General features: G+C 68.8%; 20 protein-coding genes. 12 read left to right on the top strand and 8 right to left on the bottom strand.

Annotated elements, in window-relative coordinates; all coding sequences use genetic code 11:
- Positions 1-32 precede the first annotated feature (32 nt).
- Positions 33-1,262, top strand: a complete 1,230-nt coding sequence (locus NBT82_RS15955; protein ID WP_251329088.1) for an eIF2B alpha/beta/delta subunit family protein — start codon at positions 33-35, stop codon at positions 1,260-1,262.
- A 70-nt stretch (positions 1,263-1,332) separates the two neighbouring features.
- Here NBT82_RS15955 and NBT82_RS15950 read toward each other — a convergent pair whose 3' ends face one another.
- Positions 1,333-1,740: a hypothetical protein gene (locus NBT82_RS15950; protein ID WP_251329087.1), complete on the bottom strand. Its 408-nt coding sequence runs from the start codon at positions 1,738-1,740 to the stop codon at positions 1,333-1,335.
- Between the two features lie 363 nt (positions 1,741-2,103).
- Here NBT82_RS15950 and ddh point away from each other — a divergent pair, with 363 nt between their 5' ends.
- Positions 2,104-3,042 carry a D-2-hydroxyacid dehydrogenase gene (gene ddh, locus NBT82_RS15945; protein WP_251329086.1) on the top strand — a complete coding sequence of 313 codons (939 nt, stop codon included), beginning with the start codon at positions 2,104-2,106 and terminating at the stop codon, positions 3,040-3,042.
- 13 nt (positions 3,043-3,055) lie between these two features.
- On the opposite strand, the gene engB is transcribed toward ddh, so the two are convergent.
- Positions 3,056-3,670 carry a GTP-binding protein EngB gene (gene engB, locus NBT82_RS15940; protein WP_251329085.1) on the bottom strand — a complete coding sequence of 205 codons (615 nt, stop codon included), beginning with the start codon at positions 3,668-3,670 and terminating at the stop codon, positions 3,056-3,058.
- 81 nt (positions 3,671-3,751) lie between these two features.
- Here engB and NBT82_RS15935 point away from each other — a divergent pair, with 81 nt between their 5' ends.
- The 3 genes from NBT82_RS15935 (at position 3,752) to NBT82_RS15925 (ending at position 6,635) form a co-directional block, all read left to right on the top strand.
- On the top strand, positions 3,752-4,456 hold the full coding sequence (locus NBT82_RS15935; RefSeq protein ID WP_251329084.1) for a 5-formyltetrahydrofolate cyclo-ligase: 705 nt from the start codon (positions 3,752-3,754) through the stop codon (positions 4,454-4,456).
- A gap of 64 nt (positions 4,457-4,520) precedes the next feature.
- On the top strand, positions 4,521-5,933 hold the full coding sequence (locus NBT82_RS15930; RefSeq protein WP_251329083.1) for a TIGR00341 family protein: 1,413 nt from the start codon (positions 4,521-4,523) through the stop codon (positions 5,931-5,933).
- A gap of 150 nt (positions 5,934-6,083) precedes the next feature.
- Positions 6,084-6,635 carry an SIMPL domain-containing protein gene (locus NBT82_RS15925; RefSeq protein WP_256476694.1) on the top strand — a complete coding sequence of 184 codons (552 nt, stop codon included), beginning with the start codon at positions 6,084-6,086 and terminating at the stop codon, positions 6,633-6,635.
- Here NBT82_RS15925 and NBT82_RS15920 read toward each other — a convergent pair.
- From NBT82_RS15920 to NBT82_RS15910, 3 genes are all read right to left on the bottom strand, one after another.
- Entirely contained in the window at positions 6,632-7,636 is a 1,005-nt protein-coding gene (locus tag NBT82_RS15920) for an NOG1 family protein (RefSeq protein WP_251329081.1), read from the bottom strand. The two genes, NBT82_RS15925 and NBT82_RS15920, sit on opposite strands and share 4 nt — an antisense overlap.
- Before the next feature lie 68 nt (positions 7,637-7,704).
- The gene (locus tag NBT82_RS15915) at positions 7,705-8,178 is read right to left on the bottom strand and encodes a hypothetical protein (protein WP_251329080.1); all 474 of its coding nucleotides are present in this window, start codon (positions 8,176-8,178) and stop codon (positions 7,705-7,707) included.
- A gap of 51 nt (positions 8,179-8,229) precedes the next feature.
- Positions 8,230-8,718, bottom strand: a complete 489-nt coding sequence (locus tag NBT82_RS15910) for a DUF367 family protein (protein WP_251329079.1) — start codon at positions 8,716-8,718, stop codon at positions 8,230-8,232.
- A gap of 83 nt (positions 8,719-8,801) precedes the next feature.
- On the opposite strand from NBT82_RS15910, the gene NBT82_RS15905 reads away from it, so the two are divergent.
- On the top strand, positions 8,802-9,128 hold the full coding sequence (locus NBT82_RS15905; protein WP_251329078.1) for a nuclear transport factor 2 family protein: 327 nt from the start codon (positions 8,802-8,804) through the stop codon (positions 9,126-9,128).
- A 50-nt stretch (positions 9,129-9,178) separates the two neighbouring features.
- On the opposite strand, the gene serS is transcribed toward NBT82_RS15905, so the two are convergent.
- A complete protein-coding gene (serS, locus tag NBT82_RS15900; protein WP_251329077.1) occupies positions 9,179-10,561 on the bottom strand; it encodes a serine--tRNA ligase in 1,383 nt (460 codons plus the stop codon).
- Between the two features lie 87 nt (positions 10,562-10,648).
- Between serS and NBT82_RS15895 the strand changes: the two genes are divergently transcribed.
- From NBT82_RS15895 to NBT82_RS15885, 3 genes are all read left to right on the top strand, one after another.
- The gene (locus NBT82_RS15895; protein WP_251329076.1) at positions 10,649-11,542 is read left to right on the top strand and encodes an MBL fold metallo-hydrolase; all 894 of its coding nucleotides are present in this window, start codon (positions 10,649-10,651) and stop codon (positions 11,540-11,542) included.
- Positions 11,543-11,665: 123 nt separating this feature from the next.
- Positions 11,666-13,537 (top strand): cation:proton antiporter domain-containing protein, encoded by a 1,872-nt coding sequence (locus NBT82_RS15890; protein ID WP_251331306.1) that lies wholly within the window; start codon positions 11,666-11,668, stop codon positions 13,535-13,537.
- 91 nt (positions 13,538-13,628) lie between these two features.
- A complete protein-coding gene (locus NBT82_RS15885; RefSeq protein ID WP_251329075.1) occupies positions 13,629-15,002 on the top strand; it encodes an ATP-binding protein in 1,374 nt (457 codons plus the stop codon).
- A 168-nt stretch (positions 15,003-15,170) separates the two neighbouring features.
- Here the strand turns inward: NBT82_RS15885 and NBT82_RS15880 are convergent, their stop codons facing one another.
- Together NBT82_RS15880 and NBT82_RS15875 are read right to left on the bottom strand one after the other, a co-directional pair.
- A complete protein-coding gene (locus tag NBT82_RS15880; protein ID WP_251329074.1) occupies positions 15,171-15,371 on the bottom strand; it encodes a hypothetical protein in 201 nt (66 codons plus the stop codon).
- A gap of 150 nt (positions 15,372-15,521) precedes the next feature.
- The gene (locus tag NBT82_RS15875) at positions 15,522-16,538 is read right to left on the bottom strand and encodes an alcohol dehydrogenase (protein WP_345780659.1); all 1,017 of its coding nucleotides are present in this window, start codon (positions 16,536-16,538) and stop codon (positions 15,522-15,524) included.
- 136 nt (positions 16,539-16,674) lie between these two features.
- On the opposite strand from NBT82_RS15875, the gene NBT82_RS15870 reads away from it, so the two are divergent.
- The 3 genes from NBT82_RS15870 to NBT82_RS15860 are packed head-to-tail and all read left to right on the top strand — an operon-like array spanning position 16,675 to position 20,393.
- Positions 16,675-18,111, top strand: a complete 1,437-nt coding sequence (locus tag NBT82_RS15870) for a receiver/sensor box histidine kinase (RefSeq protein WP_251329073.1) — start codon at positions 16,675-16,677, stop codon at positions 18,109-18,111.
- A gap of 24 nt (positions 18,112-18,135) precedes the next feature.
- Positions 18,136-20,034: an ABC transporter ATP-binding protein gene (locus NBT82_RS15865; protein ID WP_251329072.1), complete on the top strand. Its 1,899-nt coding sequence runs from the start codon at positions 18,136-18,138 to the stop codon at positions 20,032-20,034.
- A gap of 41 nt (positions 20,035-20,075) precedes the next feature.
- Positions 20,076-20,393, top strand: coding sequence for a hypothetical protein (locus NBT82_RS15860; protein WP_251329071.1), 318 nt, complete (start codon positions 20,076-20,078; stop codon positions 20,391-20,393).
- Positions 20,394-20,466: the final 73 nt, after the last annotated feature.

Genomic DNA, 20,466 nt, shown 5'->3' with positions numbered 1-20,466 from the left:
AGATCCGTATCCGCGGCGGCCGAAGGCGGCCCATGACCCACGTGGTCACCTGCTTCCTGCGTCACCGCACGGCGATCCTGCTCGGACGCCGGAGCGACGCCGTCGGCACCTACACGGGTCGCTGGGCGGGGATCTCCGGCTACGTCGAGGGCGACCCCGCCGACGCCGAACGGGACGCCCGCCGCGAGATCCGCGAGGAGACCGGCCGGGACGACGCGACGCTCGTCCGCGCCGGTGACCCCGTCGAGATCCAGGACAGCGACCGGGAGTGGACCGTCCACCCCTTCCTCTTCGAGACCGAGGACCGCGAGGTGACGCCCAACGAGGAGATCGCGGCCCACAAGTGGGTGTCGCCGCCGGCGATCCGTGACCGCGAGACGGTTCCCGGCCTGTGGGATGCCTACGCCGCCGTGGGGCCGACGGTCGAGACGGTCGCCGGCGACCGGACCCACGGCTCGGCCTGGCTATCCGTGCGTGCGCTCGAGGTCCTGCGCGACCGCGCTGCGGTTGCGGATGACGACGCGGCCGTCGCGACCGTCGCGCGCGACCTGCGCGACGCCCGCCCGAGCATGGCCGCCGTCGCGAACCGCGTGAACCGGGTGATGAGGGAAGCCGAACGAACGGTCGTGGCGATCCGCGACCGGGCCGCCGAAGCCGTCGAGGCGGCCCTCGACGCCGACGCCGAGGCCGCCGCACGTGCCGCCGAGCGATGTGGGGAGTCCGTCGCCACCCTCTCGCGGTCGGGAACCGTCCGGGCGACGCTAGAACGGGCGCGACCGAGCGTCCTGATCGGCGAGTCGCGACCCGCCCGGGAGGGGACCGAGGTGGCCGACGCGCTCGCGGTGGCGGGACTGGACGTGACCCTCACGACCGACGCGGCGCTCCCGTCGGAACTCGCGGCCCGGACTCCCGACGCCGTCCTCGTCGGCGCCGACGCGGTGCTCGCGGACGGGAGCGTCGTCAACAAGGTCGGCACTCGTAGCCTGGCGCTCGCCGCCGCTCGGGCCGGGGTGCCGGTGTACGTCGCCGCCGCCGCCGACACGGTGCGACCGGACGAGCGGTTCCACGGCGAGGACGGCGACGCGACCGACCTCTACGACGGCGCGGCGCCGGTGTCAGTCGCGAACCCGATCTTCGATCGGACGCCCGCGGATCTAGTGACCGGCGTGGTCACCGAGCGAGGCGTACTGGACGGCGAGGGCGTGCGCTCGGTGGCGGCGGAACACGAAGCGAACGCGAAGTGGGACGAACGGCGCGATTGAGGGCCGAAGCGGGGGACACGTGGCACGGAGCGAGACGGCCGTTCGGGCGGGGTCGGGGTGAGTCCGGTCGTTACGCCGCGTCCGCGTCTCCGTCGTCGGGCGTCGCGTCGCTCACGGCGTCACCGGGCGAGCCGTCGAGGTCGCCCCCGAGGAACGACCGGATCAGGTCGTGGACGGCCGAGACGTGGTCCGGCACCGCGGCGGGCAGGTCGGCGGGCGGGCCGCGTCGGTCGGCGTCACTGACCGCCTCGGCGGCGGATCCGTTGCCCGCGTTGGCGGGCGGCACGTCGGTCGGCTCGGCGGACTCGTTGCCCGCGTCGGCGGGCGCCTCGGCGTCGTCACCGGTCGCCTCGGCCTGGTCGTCGTACTGGTCGTCCGTACCGACATCGACGGGCGCGTTCCCGGGCGTCGCGGCCACCGTACCGACGGTCACCACGAGGGCCGCGAACGCGATCGCGACGAGTTTCGTTCGGGTCATCGTTGCGCTCGGACACTGTGGCCAGGGGGTATTGAATCCCTGATGCCGTAAACCCGGATTTTCTGCGGTTTGAACCAGCCTTAAGCCGGATTCAATCCGGATAAAGCTCGGTGAACGCGGGTGTGTCCGTCGTCGCCGCCGGTCACGCGACACGTCGCTGCCGGCGCGGGCGAGCGACGACCGATCGGCAGGGTGACCCGACCGCCCGGTGGCCGTGAGTTCTTTACTCGGCGATATCCAAGATGGGGGCGGTGGCGATGATGACGGTTACCCCCACTCAGCCCCGTGTGATGACACCCACTCCCTGAGCCACCGTCGCGGTTCGAAGATAGGCTTTTGCTCCCGGACTGGGTAGCCGGCGCCATGTCGTCAGTGTCGACGCTCGGCGTGCACGAGTCGGTCGAGGAAGTGTTCCCCACGACGGTGTTCCGCGACGCACTCGCCGACGCCGATCCGTCGATCCGGGTCGTCGGGAGCGGCGGGGACGACCTCGCGGCCTGTGACGCCCTCGTCACCTTCGCCTACGAGGAGCGGTTCCTCGACGCCGGCCTCGACTGGATCCACTCGATCCAGGCGGGCGTGGACCGGTTCCCGTTCGACGCGCTGGCCGAGCGAGGGATCAGCCTCACCAACAGCACCGGCATCCACGGCGACGTCGTCGGGGAGACGGCGGTCGGCATGATGCTCGCCTTCGCCCGTCGTCTGCACGTCCACCGGTCGAACCAGGAGCGCGGCGACTGGCGGACGCCCGCGTGGGACGAAGCCTTCCCGCTGCGCCGGGAGTCGGCCTGCGTCGTCGGTCTCGGCACGCTCGGTAGAGGGATCGCCACCCGGGCGTCGGCACTTGGGGTGGACGTGACCGGCGTGAAGCGAACGCCGACGCCAGTCGACGGCGTCGAGGAGGTGGTCCCCCCCGAGGACCTCCACACGGCCATCGCGGACGCGCGGTTCGTCGCACTCGCGGTGCCGCTGACCGACGACACCGAGGGCATGATCGCGGCGCCCGAACTCGACGCGATGCGCGAGGACGCCTACCTGCTCAACGTCGCCCGCGGCCCCGTCGTCGACCAGGCGGCCCTCGTCGACGCCCTCGACGCGGGAACCGTCGCCGGCGCCGGTCTCGACGTGTTCGAGACCGAACCGCTCCCCGCGGACTCGTCGCTCTGGGACCGCGAGGAGGTGATCGTCACGCCACACGCCGCGGGGATCAACGACGAATATTACGAGCGGGTGGCGACCATCGTTCGGGAGAACCTGCGTCGTCTCGCGGCGGACGAGTCGCCGACGAACCGCGTCGTCTGATCCCGGCAGCCGCTCAGAGGAACTTCAGCAAGTCGTCGCGTTTCGCCTCGTGAAAGTGGGTTTCGAGGGCGTCTGTCAGAGGGTCGATATCGCCGCGTTTCGCACAGATCGGCGCAATCGTGTCCCGCCACTGCTGCCACGGCGGGAGGATGCCGAGGCGGTCACAGAGGTCGTCGAGTCGCTCGTCCCGGTCGTCGACCTTGTCCATCTTGTTGACCGCGACGACGGTCGGGACCCCCACGTCCCGGAGGAAGTGGAACAGTTCCACGTCGTGGGGCACCTCGCCCTCGCCGCTGTGGCGGTCGATGATGTCGACGACGCTCTTGCCGTCGACGACGAGGACGCCGGCGAGGACGTCCTCGGCGTTTTCCTCGACGTACCGCACCACGTCGGTCTTGATCCGCTCGCGTTGTTCCTCGGGGACGCCGGACATGAAGCCGAAACCGGGGAGGTCGGTGAACATGAACTTCTCCGACGCCCAGTCGAAGTGGTTGGGCTGGCGAGTCACCCCCGGTTTGCGGCCCGTGGAGACGTCGTGGCCGGTCAGCTCACGCATCAGCGTCGACTTGCCGACGTTCGACCGGCCGACGAGGACGACCTCGTCGCGGTCCGGGCGGTCCTCGAACATGGGCGGCGTAGACGGCTAACGGGTTTAAGTTCGGCGTCTCGGGGGCGCGGAACGTATGCGTCTCCGGCGTCGTGATCGGGTATGGACAAGGATCGCCTCCGCGAGCGCGTCTGGGACGACCTGGAGGACTCCGGCGCGGCACGGTTCCCGTTCCCGCCCCACGGCCGCATCCCCAACTTCGCGGGCGCGGACGGGGCGGCCGAGCGACTCGCCGGGACGGCCGAGTGGCAGGCGGCCGCGACGGTCAAGGCCAACCCCGACGCCCCACAGCTCCCGGTTCGGCGGGCGGCGCTCCGGGCCGGCAAGACGGTGTACGTCGCCGTCCCGCGGTTGCGCGACGAACGGGCGTTCCGCCGCCTCGATCCGGACGCCGTCGACGACTACGACGCCGCGACCACCGTCTCCGGCATCGACGAGTACGGCACGCCGGTCGGTCCCGCGAAGATGGAACGGATCGACCTGATCGTCAGCGGGAGCGTCGCCGTGAACCGTGACGGGGCCCGCGTCGGCAAAGGCGAGGGGTTCAGCGACCTGGAGTTCGCCGTTCTCCGAGGGTTCGACCTTGTGGACGGGGAAACGACGACAGTGACGACGGTCCACGAGCGTCAGGTCGTCGGCGACGTCCCGCCGCCGGCATCCCACGACGTCCCGATGGATCTGGTCGTGACGCCTGACCGAACCGTCCGAACGGGTGCGACGACGAAGCCGTCCGGAATCCGGTGGGACGCCCTGAGCGACGAGCGACTCGCCGAGATGCCGCTGCTGGAACGGCTGAAACGGGAGTGACGACCGGCGACGGCGGACCGAGACGACGGCAGGCTATATGCCGCCGGGAGATGGATGTCCCACCGTGCGACTCGTCCAAGTCATGGTCCCGCCGGGGAAACGCGACGCCATCCTGCGGACCCTCGACGAGGAGGGGATCGACTACGTCGTCGCCGAAGAGACGAGCAACCGCGAGTACACCGCCTCGGTCACCTTCCCGCTCCCGCAAGCGGCGGTCGAACCCGTCCTCGAAAGCCTCCACGAGGCGGGGCTGGACCGAGAGGCCTACACGGTCGTTCTGAACGCCGAGACGGTTATCTCCCGGCGGTTCGACGACCTGGTCGATCGCTACGAGGAGGGCGAGGAGAACGGTGACCGGATCGCCCGCGAGGAACTCGCCGCGCGGGCGCGCTCGCTGGCGCCCAGTTGGCGGACGTTCACGATCATGACGGTCGTGAGTTCGGTCGTCGCCACCGCCGGCCTGCTGCTCGACTCCGCGGCCGTCGTCGTCGGATCGATGGTCATCGCCCCGCTGATCGGGCCGGCGATGGCCACGAGTACGGGATCCGTCGTCGACGACCGCGAGTTGCTCGTGCGGGGCGTGAAACAGCAGGTGGTCGGAGGGGTTCTGGCCGTCGTCGCCGCCACGATATTCGCTGGTCTGTTGCGGACCGGCCACATCGTCCCGCTGGAGACGGCCGACGTGTTCGCCATCGACGAGGTGCGCGAACGACTCGTCCCCGACGTGCTGTCGCTGGTCATCGCCCTCGGGGCGGGCGCCGCGGGGGCGCTGTCCCTCTCGACCGGCGTCTCGACCGCCCTGGTCGGCGTCATGATCGCCGCCGCGCTCGTCCCGCCGACGGCCGTCGTCGGCATCGGGCTCGCGTGGGGCTCGCCCCGTACCGTCTCGGGAGCCCTCGTCCTCGTCCTCGTCAACTTCCTCTCGATCAACTTCGCGGCGCTCGCGGTCCTGTGGGCGACCGGCTACCGTCCCAGGGGGTGGCTCCGGGACGAGGAAGCGCGCGTGGCGACGCTGAAACGCATCGCCGCGCTCGGAGCCGCATTGCTCGTCCTCTCGACGCTGCTCGCGGGTGTGACGTACAGCACCTACCGGACCGCGGCCTTCGAGGAGGACACCCGGGCCGCCGTCGGCGCCACCCTCGACGACTACGAGCGCCTCGAACGCATCTCGATCACGGTCCGATACGAGGAGACGTTCCCCTTCACCCGTCCGGAGCAGGTAACCGTCGTCGTCGGCCACCCGCCGGGGAGCGACACGCCGGCACTCGCCGGGCGCCTCGCCGAGCGCCTCGGACCCATCACCAGCACACCCTTCAGGGCGAACCGACCCGTCACTGTCGAGGTGCGATACGTCGTCGTCCAGCGGGCACGCTCGGCGACGAACGAGGACCGGACGGCGGCGGGACGAGTCGCGCCGACGGCTGCCCCGCGCCACACGGCGCGCCGGTCCACACGGACGACACCCGTCGCGGTCTGATCGGCCGTGGAGCGGAGTGTCTCGTAGCGAGCTAGCTTTCGTAGCTCGCCGCCGTGTGAACCCACGAGACGACGGTACGCCGTCCTCCTCGCCGGCTGTGTCGGTCCCCTCCAGACGGGAGCCGAGGCGGGCACCAGTGACCGATCGACCATCTCGGTATCGGCGACCGGCACCGCGAACGCCGAGGCGGACCTGACGGTCGTGAGTCTCGGCGTCGAAGTGACCGCGGCCAGAGCGGGCGTGGCACGGAACGTTTGCCGGATTCGGACGGGGGTCGCCGATGCGGGCGTTTCCGAAGCGAACGTGACGACGGCGGGGTTCGGTATCGCCCCCATCTACGACTTCGACGACGGTGAACGACGACTGCGCGGCCACCGCGGGGCTCACTCGCTCGCCGTCGAGGCCGAACCCGGACGCGCGGGTGAGACCGTCGACGGCGTCCGGTTCACGCCGAGCGACGCACTCCGGGCCGAACTCCGGGCGACGGCACTCGATCGCGCGATGACCGCCGCGCGTGGCGCCGCCGACGGCATCGCGGCGGCGGACCTGTCGGTGACGGGCGTGAGCCACGCGGCTGCCGGCACCGAGTTCGAGGTGTTCCCCGTCGCCCGGTTCGAGGACGTTACCGGGGCGGAGACGGTCTTCCAGCCCGCTCCCGTGACGGTGACCGCCACCGTCGACGTGACCTACGCGGCCGCCTAGCGGGAGGGGAGATCCGGTTCCCAGTCGACCGTCTCGACGGCCAGGTCGAGCACCGCGTCGACGTTCTCGCCCTCGCTGACGCTCATGTAGGCGTCGGCCTCGACGTTCCGCGACCGGTCGCTCTTGTTACAGATCGTGAGGACGGGCGCGTCGAACCGGTCGACGACCGCGTCCCGGAGCGCGAGCTGTGCGTCGAGGGGGTAGCCACACGCCTCGCTGGCGTCGACGACGAACAGCACGGCGTCGGCGAGGTGGGCCAGCGCGCTCACCGCCTGGCCCTCGATGTCGTTGCGCTCCGCCTCGGGGCGGTCCAGAAGACCGGGGGTGTCGATGATCTGATAGCGGATGTGGCCCCGCTCGAAGTGTCCGATCTGGATGCCCCGGGTCGTGAACGGGTAACGCGCGATCTCGTTGTCGGCGCGGGTGATCGCGTTCACGAACGACGACTTGCCGACGTTGGGGTAGCCGGCGACGACGATCGTCGGTTCGTCCGGGCGGATGTCGGGTAGGTCACGGAGTGCGTTCCGCGCGTCGCCGACGCGCCGGAGATCCTCGGCTACCTCCTCGACCACGTCGGCCATGCGAGCGAACGCCTGCTTGCGGTGTTTCCGGGCCGTCTCGGGGTCGGTCTTGCGGAGTTTCGCGTTGTACTCTCGCTGGATCTCCTCGACCTGGCGGCTCGCCCACGTCACCTCCGAGAGGCTGGCGCGGAGGGCGTCGAGCCCCACCTGTTCGGCGCCGTCGTCGCCGGTCCGCGAGTCCATTTCGCGCCGCAACACCGCGTCCGCGAGCTCCCTGTAGAAGGGGTCGACGACGCCGAAATCCGGCCACTCGGTCACCACGTTCTCCAAGTTGTCCGAGAGGATGTTGCCCGCCGTCTGCAGCATCGACTGCTGGGCCTCCAGCCCCGACTTCGCTCGCCCGGAGCGGGCGGCCCGCGAGAAGGCTTTGTCCACGAGTTCCTCCGACCGGGGCGTGGTCGGCAGGCCTTCGAAAATCATTGTCGGCCCTTCGACACGCGCGGATAAAAGGGCGTCCGTTCGTGCCCGCCGAGACCGCCGGGTCCGGACTACGTCGCCGACGACGGGGCGGAATCGGTGTCCGCGAAGCCGGACGGGCGGGCCGTCCACGCGCGGACGCCGGCGGCGGCGAGCAGCACCGCACCGGCGACCAGCAGGAACGGTTCGGCGCCGAGGACGAACCGGGTGGAGTGGCCACCGTACGTTTCGACCTCCGCGTACAGGCCGGGGTCCAGCGCGTAGTGGACGATGGCCCGGAGCGCGTAGAACGCGACGACGCCGCCCGCCACCACGGGGACGACGGCGAGGCGTCGCCACCGAAGGGCGGTGACCGTGCCACCGACGGCGACGAGACCGAGTCGGACGAGCAGACGCTCTTCGTGGTTCAGGTCGCCGTCCCACCCGCTCATGATCGTTCCTTCGTACCCCGGTGCGACGTGGATCAACCCCTGATAGACGCCGATCACGATGGCCGCCAGTCCGGCGGCCGCGAGCGCGACGGGGACCAATCGTCGGGATCGCATGCGGTCGCCTTCCGAGCCGACGCATATCAATCTACGCCACGGTCGGCGCCGCTACCGGTCCAGATACTCCGACTGGACTGCGACGACCGCCTCGGAGTCCGCGCAGTCGGCGTACCGCCGAAGGGGTTCGTCGTTGAGTTCGAGGAACGTCTCGCCCCACGTGAACTTCGCGAGCAGTCGCTCGGCGTGGGGGCGGTCGCCGAGGACGATCAGCGCCGCCGCCAGCGCCTCGACCGTGGTCAACTGCATCGGCCGGCCGAAGTTGACGGGGTTGGCGGCGACGAGGTAGGGGAGCGCGCGGTGTTCGCCCGGCAGCGAGAAGCGCGCCTCGCCGGCCGACTCCCACGAGCAGTCGAGGGCGACGAGGGTGTCGGTCGCGTCGGCGGGCGAGAGCGCCCGCTCAGCGTGTGGGTTGAGCACCACTCCGTACGGCGTTTCCCGGTCCGAGCGGTGCAGGTCCACCAGGTCGAACCGCGCGAGTTTGCGGGCCGTACACTTCTGGGGATCGTCGTCGCCCGCGTAGCGCGCGTGCAGGTCCACAGGCCGATCCAGACGGCCGGCGAGTAAAAGCCCGCGGTCGTCCGGCCGAACGGTTCATCCCGCCGCCCGCTGAAAGGGGGTGCATGGACCGGCGCGACGTCGTACGGGAGTATTACGACGCCATCGACCGCGGCGACTACGAGCGACTGGCGGCCCTCCTCGCCCCGGAGTTCGTCCACCGGCGCCCCGACCGGACGCTCGAGGGCCGGGACGGGTTCGTGGCGTTCATGCGCGACGACCGGCCGCGCACCGACACTGAACACGTCCTCGCCGAGGTGTGTGGCGGCGACGAGTCGGTGTTCGCACGGGGACGCCTCCGGACGCGCGACGGCGACGCCCTGTTTGGCTTCGTCGATGCCTTCCGGGTCGTCGACGGACGGATCGAGTCGCTGACGACGTACACCGACTAGGGACGGCGCCGTGGCCGATCAGCGGGGGCGCGTCGCCGGTTCGGATGCGCTCACCGCTCGCCCGCACCGACGGCGCTCTCACCGACCTTCTCGTGGCCCTCGATGACCTCCTGCCCCCCCATGTACGGACGGAGCGGTTCGGGGACAGTGACGGTCCCGTCCTCGTTCTGGTAGTACTCAAGGAGGGCGACCATGACGCGACCCACGGCGGTCCCCGAGGCGTTGAGCGTGTGGAGATACTCGGCCGATTCGTGACGCTCGGGACGATAGCGGATGCCGGCCCGACGGGCCTGGAAGTCCTCGAAGTTCGAAGCACTGGAGACTTCGAGCCACCGACCGCCACGCTCGGGGCCGTCGGCGGCGTCGGTACCCGGTGCCCACACCTCGACGTCGTAGGTCTTCGCCGAGGCGAAGGTCAGGTCGCCGGTACAGAGCGTCAGGATGCGGTAGGGGAGGCCGAGACGCCGCAGGACCTCCTCGGACTCGTCGAGCAGTCCCTCCAGGCGGTCGTAACTCTCCGACGGTTCGACGAAATTGACGAGTTCCACCTTGTTGAACTGGTGGACGCGGACGATCCCGCGGGTCTCGGTGCCGTGTTCGCCCGCCTCTCGCCGGAAGTTCGGGGTGTAGGCCTGGTGTTTCAACGGGAGATCATCCCGCAGGAGGATGTCGTCGGCGTACATGTTGGTGACGGGGACCTCCGCGGTGGGACAGAGCCAGAGGTCGTCGTCGTCGTACTCGTCGGTCTCCGCCCCGCCGATACGGTAGGCGTCCTCGGCGAACTTGGGCAACTGGCCGGTCCCCTCCATCGACGCCGAGTTCACGGGAACCGGCGGGAACAGGTCGACGTAGTCCTGTTCGCGATGGACGTCCAGCATGAACTGGATCAGGGCGTGTTCGAGGCGAGCGCCGTCGCCTTTGAGGAAGTAGAAGCCAGCACCCGTGGTCTTGGCACCGCGGGCCTCGTCGATGATGTCCAAGTCCTCGCCGAGGTCGTAGTGGGGCGTGATCCCGTCGGGCAGGTCCCGCAGGTCGTCGAAGCCGTGGCGCCGGTCCTCGACGTTGTCGCTCTCGTCCGCCCCGACGGGCACGTCCTCGTGAGGGACGTTCGGAATCTCCATCAGCCCCGCCTCCAACTGGGCTTCGAGGTCGTCGGCTCTGGACTCGATCTCCTCCAGTCGCTCCTTGAGTTCCTGGGAGCGCTCGATGGCGTCCGCGGCCTCCGCATCCTCGCCCTCGGCTTTCAGACGGCCGATCCGATCGCTCACCTGGTTGCGCTCGTGTCGCAGGTCGTCACCCTCGCTTTTGAGCGACCGCCACTCCTCGTCGATCTCAAGCAGTCGGTCGAGATCCACGTCGTCGGCCATCCCCCGGTCCTCCAGCGTTCGACGCACCACGTCCGGATTCTCCCGGAGGTACTGCCTGCTGAGCATGGGCGGAGTTCTCGGGGGCGAGACAAAACCGTGTCGGGACGTGACGCACGACAGAACGCTTTTCACCGACGACGCCGGCGTTCGCGCATGGCCATCGGCGACCTCGCCGCCGTCTCCAGTACCGACACTCACTACGTCGACGTCGGTGCCTACGACGTCCCCGGGTACGGCTCCGTCTACCTCGTCGACGCCGAGCGACCCGCAGTCGTCGATCCCGGTCTCGGGACCAACGTGGACCTCGTGATCGACGCGCTGGACGAAGTGGGCATCGACGACCTCACCTACGTGCTGACGACCCACGTCCACCTCGACCACGCCGGCGGCGCGGGCTTGCTGGCCGAGGCGTTCCCCGGGGCGACGGTGTTGACCCACGAAATCGGCGTGGATCACCTGATCGACCCCTCGCGGCTGGTCGCGGGGACGAAAGCCGCCGTCGGCGACCAGTGGCAGTACTACGTCGATCCGAAACCCGTCCCCGAGGACCGCATCGAACCGCTGTCGGGCGGCGACACGATCGATCTGGGCGACCGCACCGTCGACGTGATCCACGCGTCCGGCCACGCCCCCCACCAGGTCGTCTTCCACGACCGGGGCGACGACGTCCTCTTTTCGGGCGACGCGGGCGGCATCCGACCGGGAGGCACCGGCGACCTCTTCCAGACCTCCCCGCCGGTGAACTTCGACCTCGAAACCTGCCTCGACGACGCGGCGACCATCGCCGAGCGAAACCCCGGGACCATCTGTTTCGGCCACTTCGGCGGCACCGACTTCTCCCCCGCGCTGATGGACGAGTACGCCGAGACCCTCTCGGCGTGGGTCGATCGGGTGCGCGAAAAGCGGGCGGAACTCAACGACGACGAGGCCGTCGTCGAGCATTTCGCCGCGACGGCCGACCCGATCGAACCCTGGGGGGCACGCAAGACGCGGGCCGAGTACCGCCTCAACGTCCGGGGCGTCCTCGGCTACCTCGACGACGACTGACCGGTCGTCCAGTCGTTCGGCGAGAACGGTATCGATCGTGTGGTCCGTCGGCCAAAGTTTCGGGAGCGAAAGGACTGGTTTTATCCTCATCGCACACATCGGCGAGCACACGATGGAGGTGTTCTGATGGCCGCCGGGGGCGGGAATCTCATCACGCTGGTCGCTGCCCTGATCGGAGTCGGCGTCGTCGCACAACTCCTCTCGGATCGCTTCCGGATCCCGAGCGTCGTCTTCCTGCTGGCGTCGGGCGTCATCCTCGGTCCCGAAGTGCTGGGGGTCGTCGGCCCCGACTCGTTCGGGAACGCGCTGTCGGCCATCGTGGGCCTCTCGGTCGCGATCATCGTCTTCGAGGGCGCCTTCCACCTGCGAATCGACCGCCTGCGTGAAGCCCCGGCCGCGACGTTCAAACTGGTGACGCTCGGGGGCGCCATCGCACTGCTCGGGACGACGATCGTCGTCCACTACGCCCTCGATGCGGGGTGGATGGTCGCTGCGCTGATCGGCGCGTTGCTGGTCGCCACGGGGCCGACCGTGATCGCCCCGATCCTGGAGGTGGTGCCGGTACGGAACCGCGTCGGGACCGCCCTCGAAACCGAAGGGATCGTCAACGACGTGACGGCCGCGATCCTCGCGGTCGTCATCTTCGAGGCGATCATTCAAGACGTCCGCGCACCGGGCGAACTGTTCGTGCTGTTCACCCAGCGACTCGGGACCGGCATCGTCGTCGGCATCGCCGTCGCGGCCGTCGTCTTCTACGCGCTCAGATACGTCGATCTCTCGCCGGGGAACGCGCCCCAGAACGCCAGACTGCTGGTGCTCGGTGGAGCACTGGTGGCCTACGGCGCCGCGGAGGCGGTCGCCACCGAGGCCGGCATCGCCGCCGTCGCCACCGCGGGCATCCTGCTCGGCAACACGGACGTGCCCTACGAGGACGAGATCACGGACTTCAAGGGCGACGTGACGTTGATCGTCCTCTCGTTTGTTTTCATCACGCTCGCGGCGCTCCTCCAGTTCGAGTATCTGCTCGGACTGGGGGTCGGCGGGCTAATCGTCGCGGCCCTCGTCGCGCTCGTGATCCGACCGCTGCTCGTGTTCGTCAGTACCGAGGGTGACCGATTCACTCGCGGGGAGCGACTCTTCATGAGCTTCGTCGGACCGCGGGGGATCATCCCCGCGTCCGTCGCGACGCTGTTTGCCGTCGAGTTTCGGGCCCAGGGGATGGCCGCGGAGGCGAACGTCCTCGTCGGCACCGTCTTTCTCGTCATCTTCCTGACGGTCGCCCTGGAGGCCGGCTTCGCCAGACAGATCGCCGAATTCCTCGACGTGATACCCATGCGTGTAATCATCATCGGCGCCGGGAACGTGGGCCGGACCCTCGCCCAGCGCCTCGAAGACCGCGGAGAGAACGTCGTCCTGATCGAACGGGACGCGAACAACGTCGAACAGGCCAGAAACGGGGGGCTGACCGTCCACCACGGCGACGGCACCGACACCGAGGTGTTGCGTTCCGCCGGGGCGGAAAACGCCAAGATCGTCGCCGCGACCACCGGCGACGACGACGTGAACCTGCTGGTATCCCAGCTTGCGGACTCGAAGTTCACACCCGACACCATCCTCGCGCGGGTGAACAACCCCGACAACGTCGACGCGTTCGAGGATCTCGGCGTGCGGGCTATCTCCGCAACCGAGGCGACGGCGATGGCCTTCGACGACTACATCGAGCGTCCGTCGCTCGTCAACTGGATGAGCGAGATCGGACACGAGGGCGAGGTGCAGGAGATCGAGGTGACCTCAGAGGAACTCATCGGCAAGACCATTGCGGAGATCGGGCCGGAGCTTCCGCCACGGTGTCTCATCGCACTGGTGTCGCGTGACGGCCAGACCATCGTCCCCGACGGCGACTGTACGCTCGAACGCGGCGACCGCATCACGTTCATCGGCGACGCCGAGTCGGTCACGGAGGCGCTTTCGTTCGCCCACCCTGACGAGTCGTGAGATCGGGTGACGTGGGTCGAACTCACGCGCCGTGTCGGTGCCGTTGTGCGATCCGACGATCTTAAACGGCTGCCACGAGAACTGGATAGGGATGACCGATCCGGCTCTCGAAGTCGTGGAGTTCCTCCTCACGGCCCACATCTATACGGACGATCGGAGCCTCGACGAGGACGACCTGCCGCCACGATACCGGCGGGTGTTCTGGGCCGACGAGGACGAGGCCGACGACGAGGGCGACGACCCGTCGCCGACCGGCGGGATCGAGCGGCCGCTCGTCGTCACCGAGACCACCGCGCGACAGGCGACCGGGGTCGAACACCCCTGGGACGCCGTCTCGGAGCTTCTCTTTACCGAACAGGAGAACTTCTCGGGGCGCATCTCGCTCACCCAGCCGGAGATGGCGATCGACTGGGTGATCGAGCGCGCCGACCGGGACCGCCTGGCGACCAACCCGACGCTCGCGTCGGCCGCTGCCGACCGCGACGACGTCGACGTGACACTTGCCGAGGCGCGCGAACAGACGCGACCGATCCACGCCGACCGCGTGTGGATCGACAGCCTCCTCGACGCCTACTTCGACGAGGACGAGGACGGCGAGATGCTCGACCTCGTCCAGGTGCGCGCCCCCGAGGAGATCGAGATGACGCTCGACGACCTCGTGCTCACCCGGGACCAGGAAGGCGAGATCCAGAAGATAGTCAAGGCCATCGAACACCGCGAGTATCTGGCGGAGATCGGCCTCCGCGAGATCGGCAAACTGCTCTTCGTCGGGCCGCCGGGAACCGGAAAGACGACCGCTTCACGGGCGCTCGCGCACGAACTCGGCCTTCCTTTCGTCGAGGTGAAACTCTCGATGATCACCAGCCAATATCTCGGCGAGACGGCCAAGAACGTCGAGAAGACCTTCGAGGTCGCCAAGCGACTCTCGCCGTGTATCCTCTTTATCGACGAGTTCGACTCGGTGGCCAAAACCCGCCGCTCGGACGAACACGCCGCACTCAAGCGGGCGGTCAACACCCTGCTCAAGAGCATCGACGACATCAGCCTCATCCGCGACGAGGTGCTCCTGATCGGCGCGACCAACCACCCCGATCAGCTCGACGCGGCGGCGTGGCGTCGCTTCGACGAGATCGTCAACTTCCCCAAACCCGACCGGCAGATGCGGTCGGACATCCTCGACGTTATCACGCGGCGGATGGACATCGCGGAGTTCGATCCGGGAGCCGTCGCCGAACGCACCGAGGGACTCACCGGGAGTGACCTCCGGATGGTCCTGCGGGAAGCCGTGCTGGAAGCGCTCACCGAGGAACGCACGACGCTCACCCAGGAGGACGTCCTCGACGCGGTCGAGGACTTCGAGGAGCGCGATAACCTCAAGAACATGGACATGATCGACGGAGACTCCGACGCCCTCGTCGCCGGCGACGGCGGGCACGCCGAGGGCGACCACGATCACGATCACTGATCGGGGACGAGAAGTCGCAACCGATCGGTCACCCTCCTGCAGCCCCAACCGGGCGATGCCCGAACGGGGAACTGTCCACCCGACACGGGTCGTCGGATCGCCGTCGAGACGTCCGCTCGGAATGCCGGAGCCTCCGTCCGACGTGGAACGCCCGTCTCGACGCGCAGCTCACTCCGCCCAGTCCGGCCGGTAGGAGGGCTCCGGACGATCCCCGTCGGGCCGAACCAGCGCCGAGACGGCCGCCGCGGCGGCGACGAACGGCAGGATGGGGAGCAAAAAGAGCAGACACAGCGCGGCGACTCCGTGCCCGATGCGAACCATCACCAGTTCCGAGAACGACATGCCGAGCGTTGCTCGTCGGTCCACCATGGTCGCCCGGCCGTGACGGCAGACTGGCACTATCCCGTTTCGGTGGCGGCAGATTTTGTCGAATATCGCCCGACGGCTAGTGGTCGTCGCCGCACGACTCCCCCGACGCGGCGTTCGAACCATGGCAACGCTGCTGTGACCGGACGGAACTCAGACGTCGAGGACGGCACGGAAGCGGGCGTCGTTGGCCATCATCCGGTCGTAGGCGTCGCCCACCTCGTCGAGGGAGAACGTCTCGACGACCGGCGTGATGTCGCGCAGGGCGCTGAACTCGAGGGTGTCTTGGGAGTCGCGGGCGTGTCCGGATCCCCACCCGGACACGGCGCCGCGGGTGCCGACGAGTTGCTGGACGTCGGTCGAGACCGGTTCGCCGGGGATGCCGACGACCACGACCTCGCCGTCGGCGCCGATACCGCCGAGCACCGATTCGATGGCGTCCGCCGAGGGCGCCGTCGAGAGGACGACCCGCGCGCCGCCCAGATCCTGCAGCGCCGCCGCGGGGTCCCGCTCGCTCGCGTCCACGAAGTGATCGGCGCCCAGGTCGAGCGCCAGGTCGCGTTTGTCCGGACTGTGCGAGACGGCCACCGTCTCGAAGCCAGCGGCGCGGGCGTACTGGACCCCGAGGTGGCCGAGGCCACCGACGCCGACGACGGCGACCAAATCACCGGGGCGCGCGTCGCTATGCCGGAGGGCGTTGTACGTAGTGACGCCGGCACACAGGAGTGGTGCGGCGTCGACCGCCGCCAGTTCCGCGGGGACGGCCGCCAGCGCCTCCGCGGGGACGGTCGCGTACTCCGCGTAGCCGCCGTCGAAGGTGAGACCCGTTATCTCGCCGTGTTCACACTGGAGGAAATCGCCGCGCCGACACGGATCACAGGTGAAACAGTGGCCGCCGTGCCACCCGGCGCCGACGCGGTCACCCTCGCTCCAAGCGGTGACGTCCGCGCCGACGGCGTCGATGTGACCGACCACCTCGTGGCCCGGAACGCGGGGGTAGCTCACGCCGGGGAACGTCCCCTCTTTCACGAAGGCGTCGCTGTGACAGATTCCACAGGCATCGACGGCGACGCGGACCTCCGTCGAATCCGGATCCGGAATCGGCCGTTCGACCACGTCGAAGTCGGCGCCAGCCTCGGTGACGACCGCCGCGCGCATCGTGTTCGTCATGTGTGCGACGTGACGGCGTGCTGGCACAAAAACCCGTGTTTTTCCGGAGGTGCGTATCGCACGGACGAGAGAACAGTTCTAATACCGTGGCCCGACAGAGAAGAGTCGTGACGGCGATAGTATGCCACCGTGGCTGATGGACGACGTGCTCGATGCCCTCCCAGACCGGATCGCAGTCCTCGACGAAACGGGAGGGATAGTCGAGTCGAACGCGCCGTGGCGGACGTTCGCCGAAACTCACGACCATCCGCTCGTTCCCGACGACGAGCGGCCGTACCTCGACGCGCTCACCCGGTCGACGAACGACCAGGCGTCGATGATCGGCACCAAACTACGGTCGCTCCTCGGCGGCACCGGCCGCTCGGAGCAGGAGTTGTCGTACCACGCCGACGAGGACGGGAAGGGACTTCGCGTCCACCTCTCGGCGCTGGTCCACGACGGCGACCGGTACGCCGTCATCTCACACGGGGACCGGGAGGACCGAAAGGGGTCGTCCGTTGGGATCTGGCTCAAGGAGCGAGCGATGGACGAGGCCCCCATCGGTATCACGATTTCGGACCCCTCGCTACCGGACAACCCGGTCATCTACGCCAACGCCGCCTTCGAGCGCATCACGGGCTACCCGGTCTCGGAAGTGATCGGTCGAAACTGCCGGTTTCTGCAGGGCGAGAACACCGACCCCGAGACGGTCGCCCGGATGCGCCGTGCGGTCGACAACTGGGAGCCCGTGTCGGTCGAGGTGCGCAACTACCGACGGAACGGCGAGGAGTTCTGGAATCAAGTGACCATCGCCCCGCTGTACGACGAGAACGACGAGCCATCACACTACGTCGGCTTCCAGCAGGACGTGACCGACCGCAAGCAGGCCGAACGGGACCTCGAAACCGAGCGCGATCGGCTCGCCCTCCTCAACCAGATCGTCCGTCACGACATCCGCAACGACATGTCGGTCGCGCTGGGCTGGGGTGGCGAACTCGCCGACCGTATCGACCCCGAGGATACGGACGCGTTCGAACGGATCATGACCGCCGCCACCCACACCAAGGAACTCACCGAGGCGGTCGGTGACCTCGTCGACATCCTCGGCACGACCGATCCCGAACTCGAAGCGATGGCGCTGGCTCCAGTCCTCCGCACGGAGATCGATCGCGTTCGGTCGAACTTCGATTACCGGTCGCAGTCGATCACGGTCCGCGGCGACGACGACCTGCCGGCGGTGTCGGTCTGGGCCACGCCGATCCTCACCTCGGTGTTCGGGAACCTCCTCGACAACGCCGTCTTCCACAACGACAAGTCCGAAGTCGAGATCGACGTCGGGGTCGACGTGACCGAGGCCACGGCCGTCGTCCGTGTGGCCGACAACGGCCCCGGCGTCCCCGACTCGCGAAAGCGCGAGGTGTTCGGCCGCGGCGAGAAGGGCCTTGAGAGCCCGGGGAGCGGCCTCGGACTCTACCTAGTCGACAACCTCGTCGACACCTACGGCGGGTCGGTCTGGGTCGAGGACAACGACCCCACGGGCGCCGTTTTCTGTGTCGAACTGCGGCGGTCCGATCCCGAACCCCACAGTACTTGACCGTCCGTCGAGTATCGCGCGTCGATGGCCGACGAACACGGGGGCTTCGAGGACGTCAGGGAGTCACTCGACGGACACCCGATGGTGAGCCTGCTGGCGTACGCTCGCGCCTACTGGCCCCGGCTGACCGTCGGCGTCCTCGCCTCGTTCTGTACCCGCTTCGCGAGGCTGGTCCCGCCGATCCTCGTCGCCACCGCCATCGACCGAGTCATCAACGGTCCCGCGGACCCGGGACTGTTGGCCCAGGTGGGTCTCCTGCCGGCCGCTCCCATCGTCGGGACGGCGGCCCGGACCGCCCTCCTCGAACGACTGGTCGTCATCGCGGCGCTCGCCTATCTCGTCCGGTCGATCACCCGCTTCGTCTCCCGCTACCTCCTCCAGTCGGCGGCCCAGAAGATCCAGCGTGACCTCCGGGACGACACCTACGACCACCTCCAGCATCTCTCGATGGACTTCTTCGTCGACCACCAGACCGGGGCGATGATGTCCGTCCTCAACAGCGACGTCAACCGCCTGGAGCAGTTTCTCAACACCGAGTTCCGACAGGTGATCCGGGTCGTCGCCACCGTCGGCGGCATCGCGGTCGTCCTCTGGCACTACTCGCCGAAACTCGCCCTGATCGCACTGGCTCCCGTCCCCCTCATCGGCCTCGCGAGCGGTCGCTTTCTCACGTGGATCGAGCCCCGGTACAAGTCGATCAGGGAGTCGGTCTCGCGGCTCAACACCCGTCTCGAGAACAACCTCGGCGGCGCGGCGGTCATCAAGACGTTCGACCGCTACGCGTTCGAACGCGACCGCGTCGCCGACCGGAGCCAGACCTACCACGACGAGAAGGTCGGCGCCCTACGCATCCGGCGGGCCTTCTTCGCCGCACTCCGTCTCCTCACCGGCGTCGTCTTCGTCCTCGTCCTCTATATCGGCGGCCTCGACAACATCACCGGCGCCGAGGGTGCGCTCACTGCCGGTAGCTTCGCCCTCTTCTTTCTGTACCTCCGCCGCCTCTACTCGCCGATGCGCCGGGTCGGGAAGTCCGCGAACAAATACCAGCTCGCGAAATCCAGCGCGGAACGCATCTTCGGCCTCCTCGGGAAGGAGCCGACGATCACCTCGCCGCCCGACCCCCACCGCCCGGACACCGTCGACGGCGACGTCGCGTTCGACGGGGTGACCTTCGGCTACGGCGATCGGGAGCCGGTGCTCCGGGACGTCTCGCTCGACGTGCCCGCCGGGGCGACCGTCGGCTTCGCCGGCACCACCGGCGCGGGGAAATCGACGCTTGTGAAACTCCCGCCCCGGTTTCACGACGTGGATTCGGGCGCCGTCCGGGTCGACGGCGTCGACGTCCGGGAGTACGCCCTCGACGCCCTCCGCCAAGAGATTGCCGTCGTCGAACAGAACCCCTACCTCTTTTCGGGCACCGTCGCGGAGAACATCGCCTACGGGGATCGGGCGGCGCTCGACGCCGAGCGCCGGAACGAAACCCCGGCGCGCGACCGGGTGATCGAGGCCGCGAAGGCGGCCGAAGCGCACGCGTTTATCGCCGACCTGCCCGAGGGATACGACACGCTCGTCGGGGAGCGTGGCGTCAAACTCTCCGGCGGTCAGCGCCAGCGGATCGCCATCGCCCGCGCCCTCCTCAACGACCCCGCGATCATCGTCCTCGACGAGGCGACCAGCGACGTCGACACCGAAACCGAGGAACGCATCCAGCAGAGCCTCGACCGCCTCGTCGAGGACCGGACCGCCTTCGTCATCGCCCACCGGCTATCGACCATCCAGGACGCCGACCGGATCGTCGTGCTGGAAGACGGCGAGATCGTCGAGTCGGGGACCCACGCCGACCTCCTCGCCGCCGAGGGCGATTACGCCGCCCTCTGGCACGCACAGGCCGACACCGACACCGCCCCCCTCGCCGACGATTGACGACGGATACGCTTATCCTGATTACGGACCCAGTACCCCGCATGAGCCGAGCAGTGCCCGAAGGCTGGCTAAAAACCGGCCGCCGGGAGTACGAGAACCGAACCGTCGAAGTCGAGGTGAAGTTCCAACCTACGCCGGAACAGGACGGCACCTTCGAAGTGTGGGTCGTCGACGAGGAGGCTGACGAATCGGCGGCCGTCGAGAACGTCCAGCCAACCGAGGCCGACGCGCGCGAACTGGCCAAAGACGTCATGGTCTCCTTCACCGCGGGCTACGAGGCCGCCGTCGACGACGGCGTCGACGGAGACGCGGCGATCCGGCGAGGTATCGAACGCGCCCTCGACGAGAACCGGGCCTGAAACCGGAGTCCGTACCGCGTCCGGAGCCGTCACCCCACGGATGGTACGGGGGATCGAACGGAAACGCCGAGAC

The sequence above is a fragment of the Haloplanus sp. HW8-1 genome (assembly GCF_023703795.1).
Taxonomy (GTDB): Archaea; Halobacteriota; Halobacteria; order Halobacteriales; family Haloferacaceae; genus Haloplanus; species Haloplanus pelagicus.
This window is presented reverse-complemented; position numbering and strand designations above follow the sequence as displayed.

Bases quoted from the DNA above. Each gene is read 5' to 3' on its own strand.
- NBT82_RS15865 (WP_251329072.1), top strand. From the start codon at position 18,136: ATGGCCGACGAACACGGGGGCTTCGAGGACGTCAGGGAGTCACTCGAC.
- NBT82_RS15915 (WP_251329080.1), bottom strand. From the start codon at position 8,178: ATGCGATCCCGACGATTGGTCCCCGTCGCGCTCGCGGCCGCCGGACTG.
- NBT82_RS15860 (WP_251329071.1), top strand. From the start codon at position 20,076: ATGAGCCGAGCAGTGCCCGAAGGCTGGCTAAAAACCGGCCGCCGGGAG.
- NBT82_RS15935 (WP_251329084.1), top strand. From the start codon at position 3,752: ATGGACAAGGATCGCCTCCGCGAGCGCGTCTGGGACGACCTGGAGGAC.
- NBT82_RS15875 (WP_345780659.1), bottom strand. From the start codon at position 16,538: ATGACGAACACGATGCGCGCGGCGGTCGTCACCGAGGCTGGCGCCGAC.
- serS (WP_251329077.1), bottom strand. From the start codon at position 10,561: ATGCTCAGCAGGCAGTACCTCCGGGAGAATCCGGACGTGGTGCGTCGA.
- NBT82_RS15955 (WP_251329088.1), top strand. From the start codon at position 33: ATGACCCACGTGGTCACCTGCTTCCTGCGTCACCGCACGGCGATCCTG.
- NBT82_RS15905 (WP_251329078.1), top strand. From the start codon at position 8,802: ATGGACCGGCGCGACGTCGTACGGGAGTATTACGACGCCATCGACCGC.
- NBT82_RS15895 (WP_251329076.1), top strand. From the start codon at position 10,649: ATGGCCATCGGCGACCTCGCCGCCGTCTCCAGTACCGACACTCACTAC.
- NBT82_RS15870 (WP_251329073.1), top strand. From the start codon at position 16,675: ATGGACGACGTGCTCGATGCCCTCCCAGACCGGATCGCAGTCCTCGAC.
- NBT82_RS15885 (WP_251329075.1), top strand. From the start codon at position 13,629: ATGACCGATCCGGCTCTCGAAGTCGTGGAGTTCCTCCTCACGGCCCAC.
- engB (WP_251329085.1), bottom strand. From the start codon at position 3,670: ATGTTCGAGGACCGCCCGGACCGCGACGAGGTCGTCCTCGTCGGCCGG.
- NBT82_RS15880 (WP_251329074.1), bottom strand. From the start codon at position 15,371: ATGGTGGACCGACGAGCAACGCTCGGCATGTCGTTCTCGGAACTGGTG.
- NBT82_RS15950 (WP_251329087.1), bottom strand. From the start codon at position 1,740: ATGACCCGAACGAAACTCGTCGCGATCGCGTTCGCGGCCCTCGTGGTG.
- NBT82_RS15920 (WP_251329081.1), bottom strand. From the start codon at position 7,636: ATGATTTTCGAAGGCCTGCCGACCACGCCCCGGTCGGAGGAACTCGTG.
- ddh (WP_251329086.1), top strand. From the start codon at position 2,104: ATGTCGTCAGTGTCGACGCTCGGCGTGCACGAGTCGGTCGAGGAAGTG.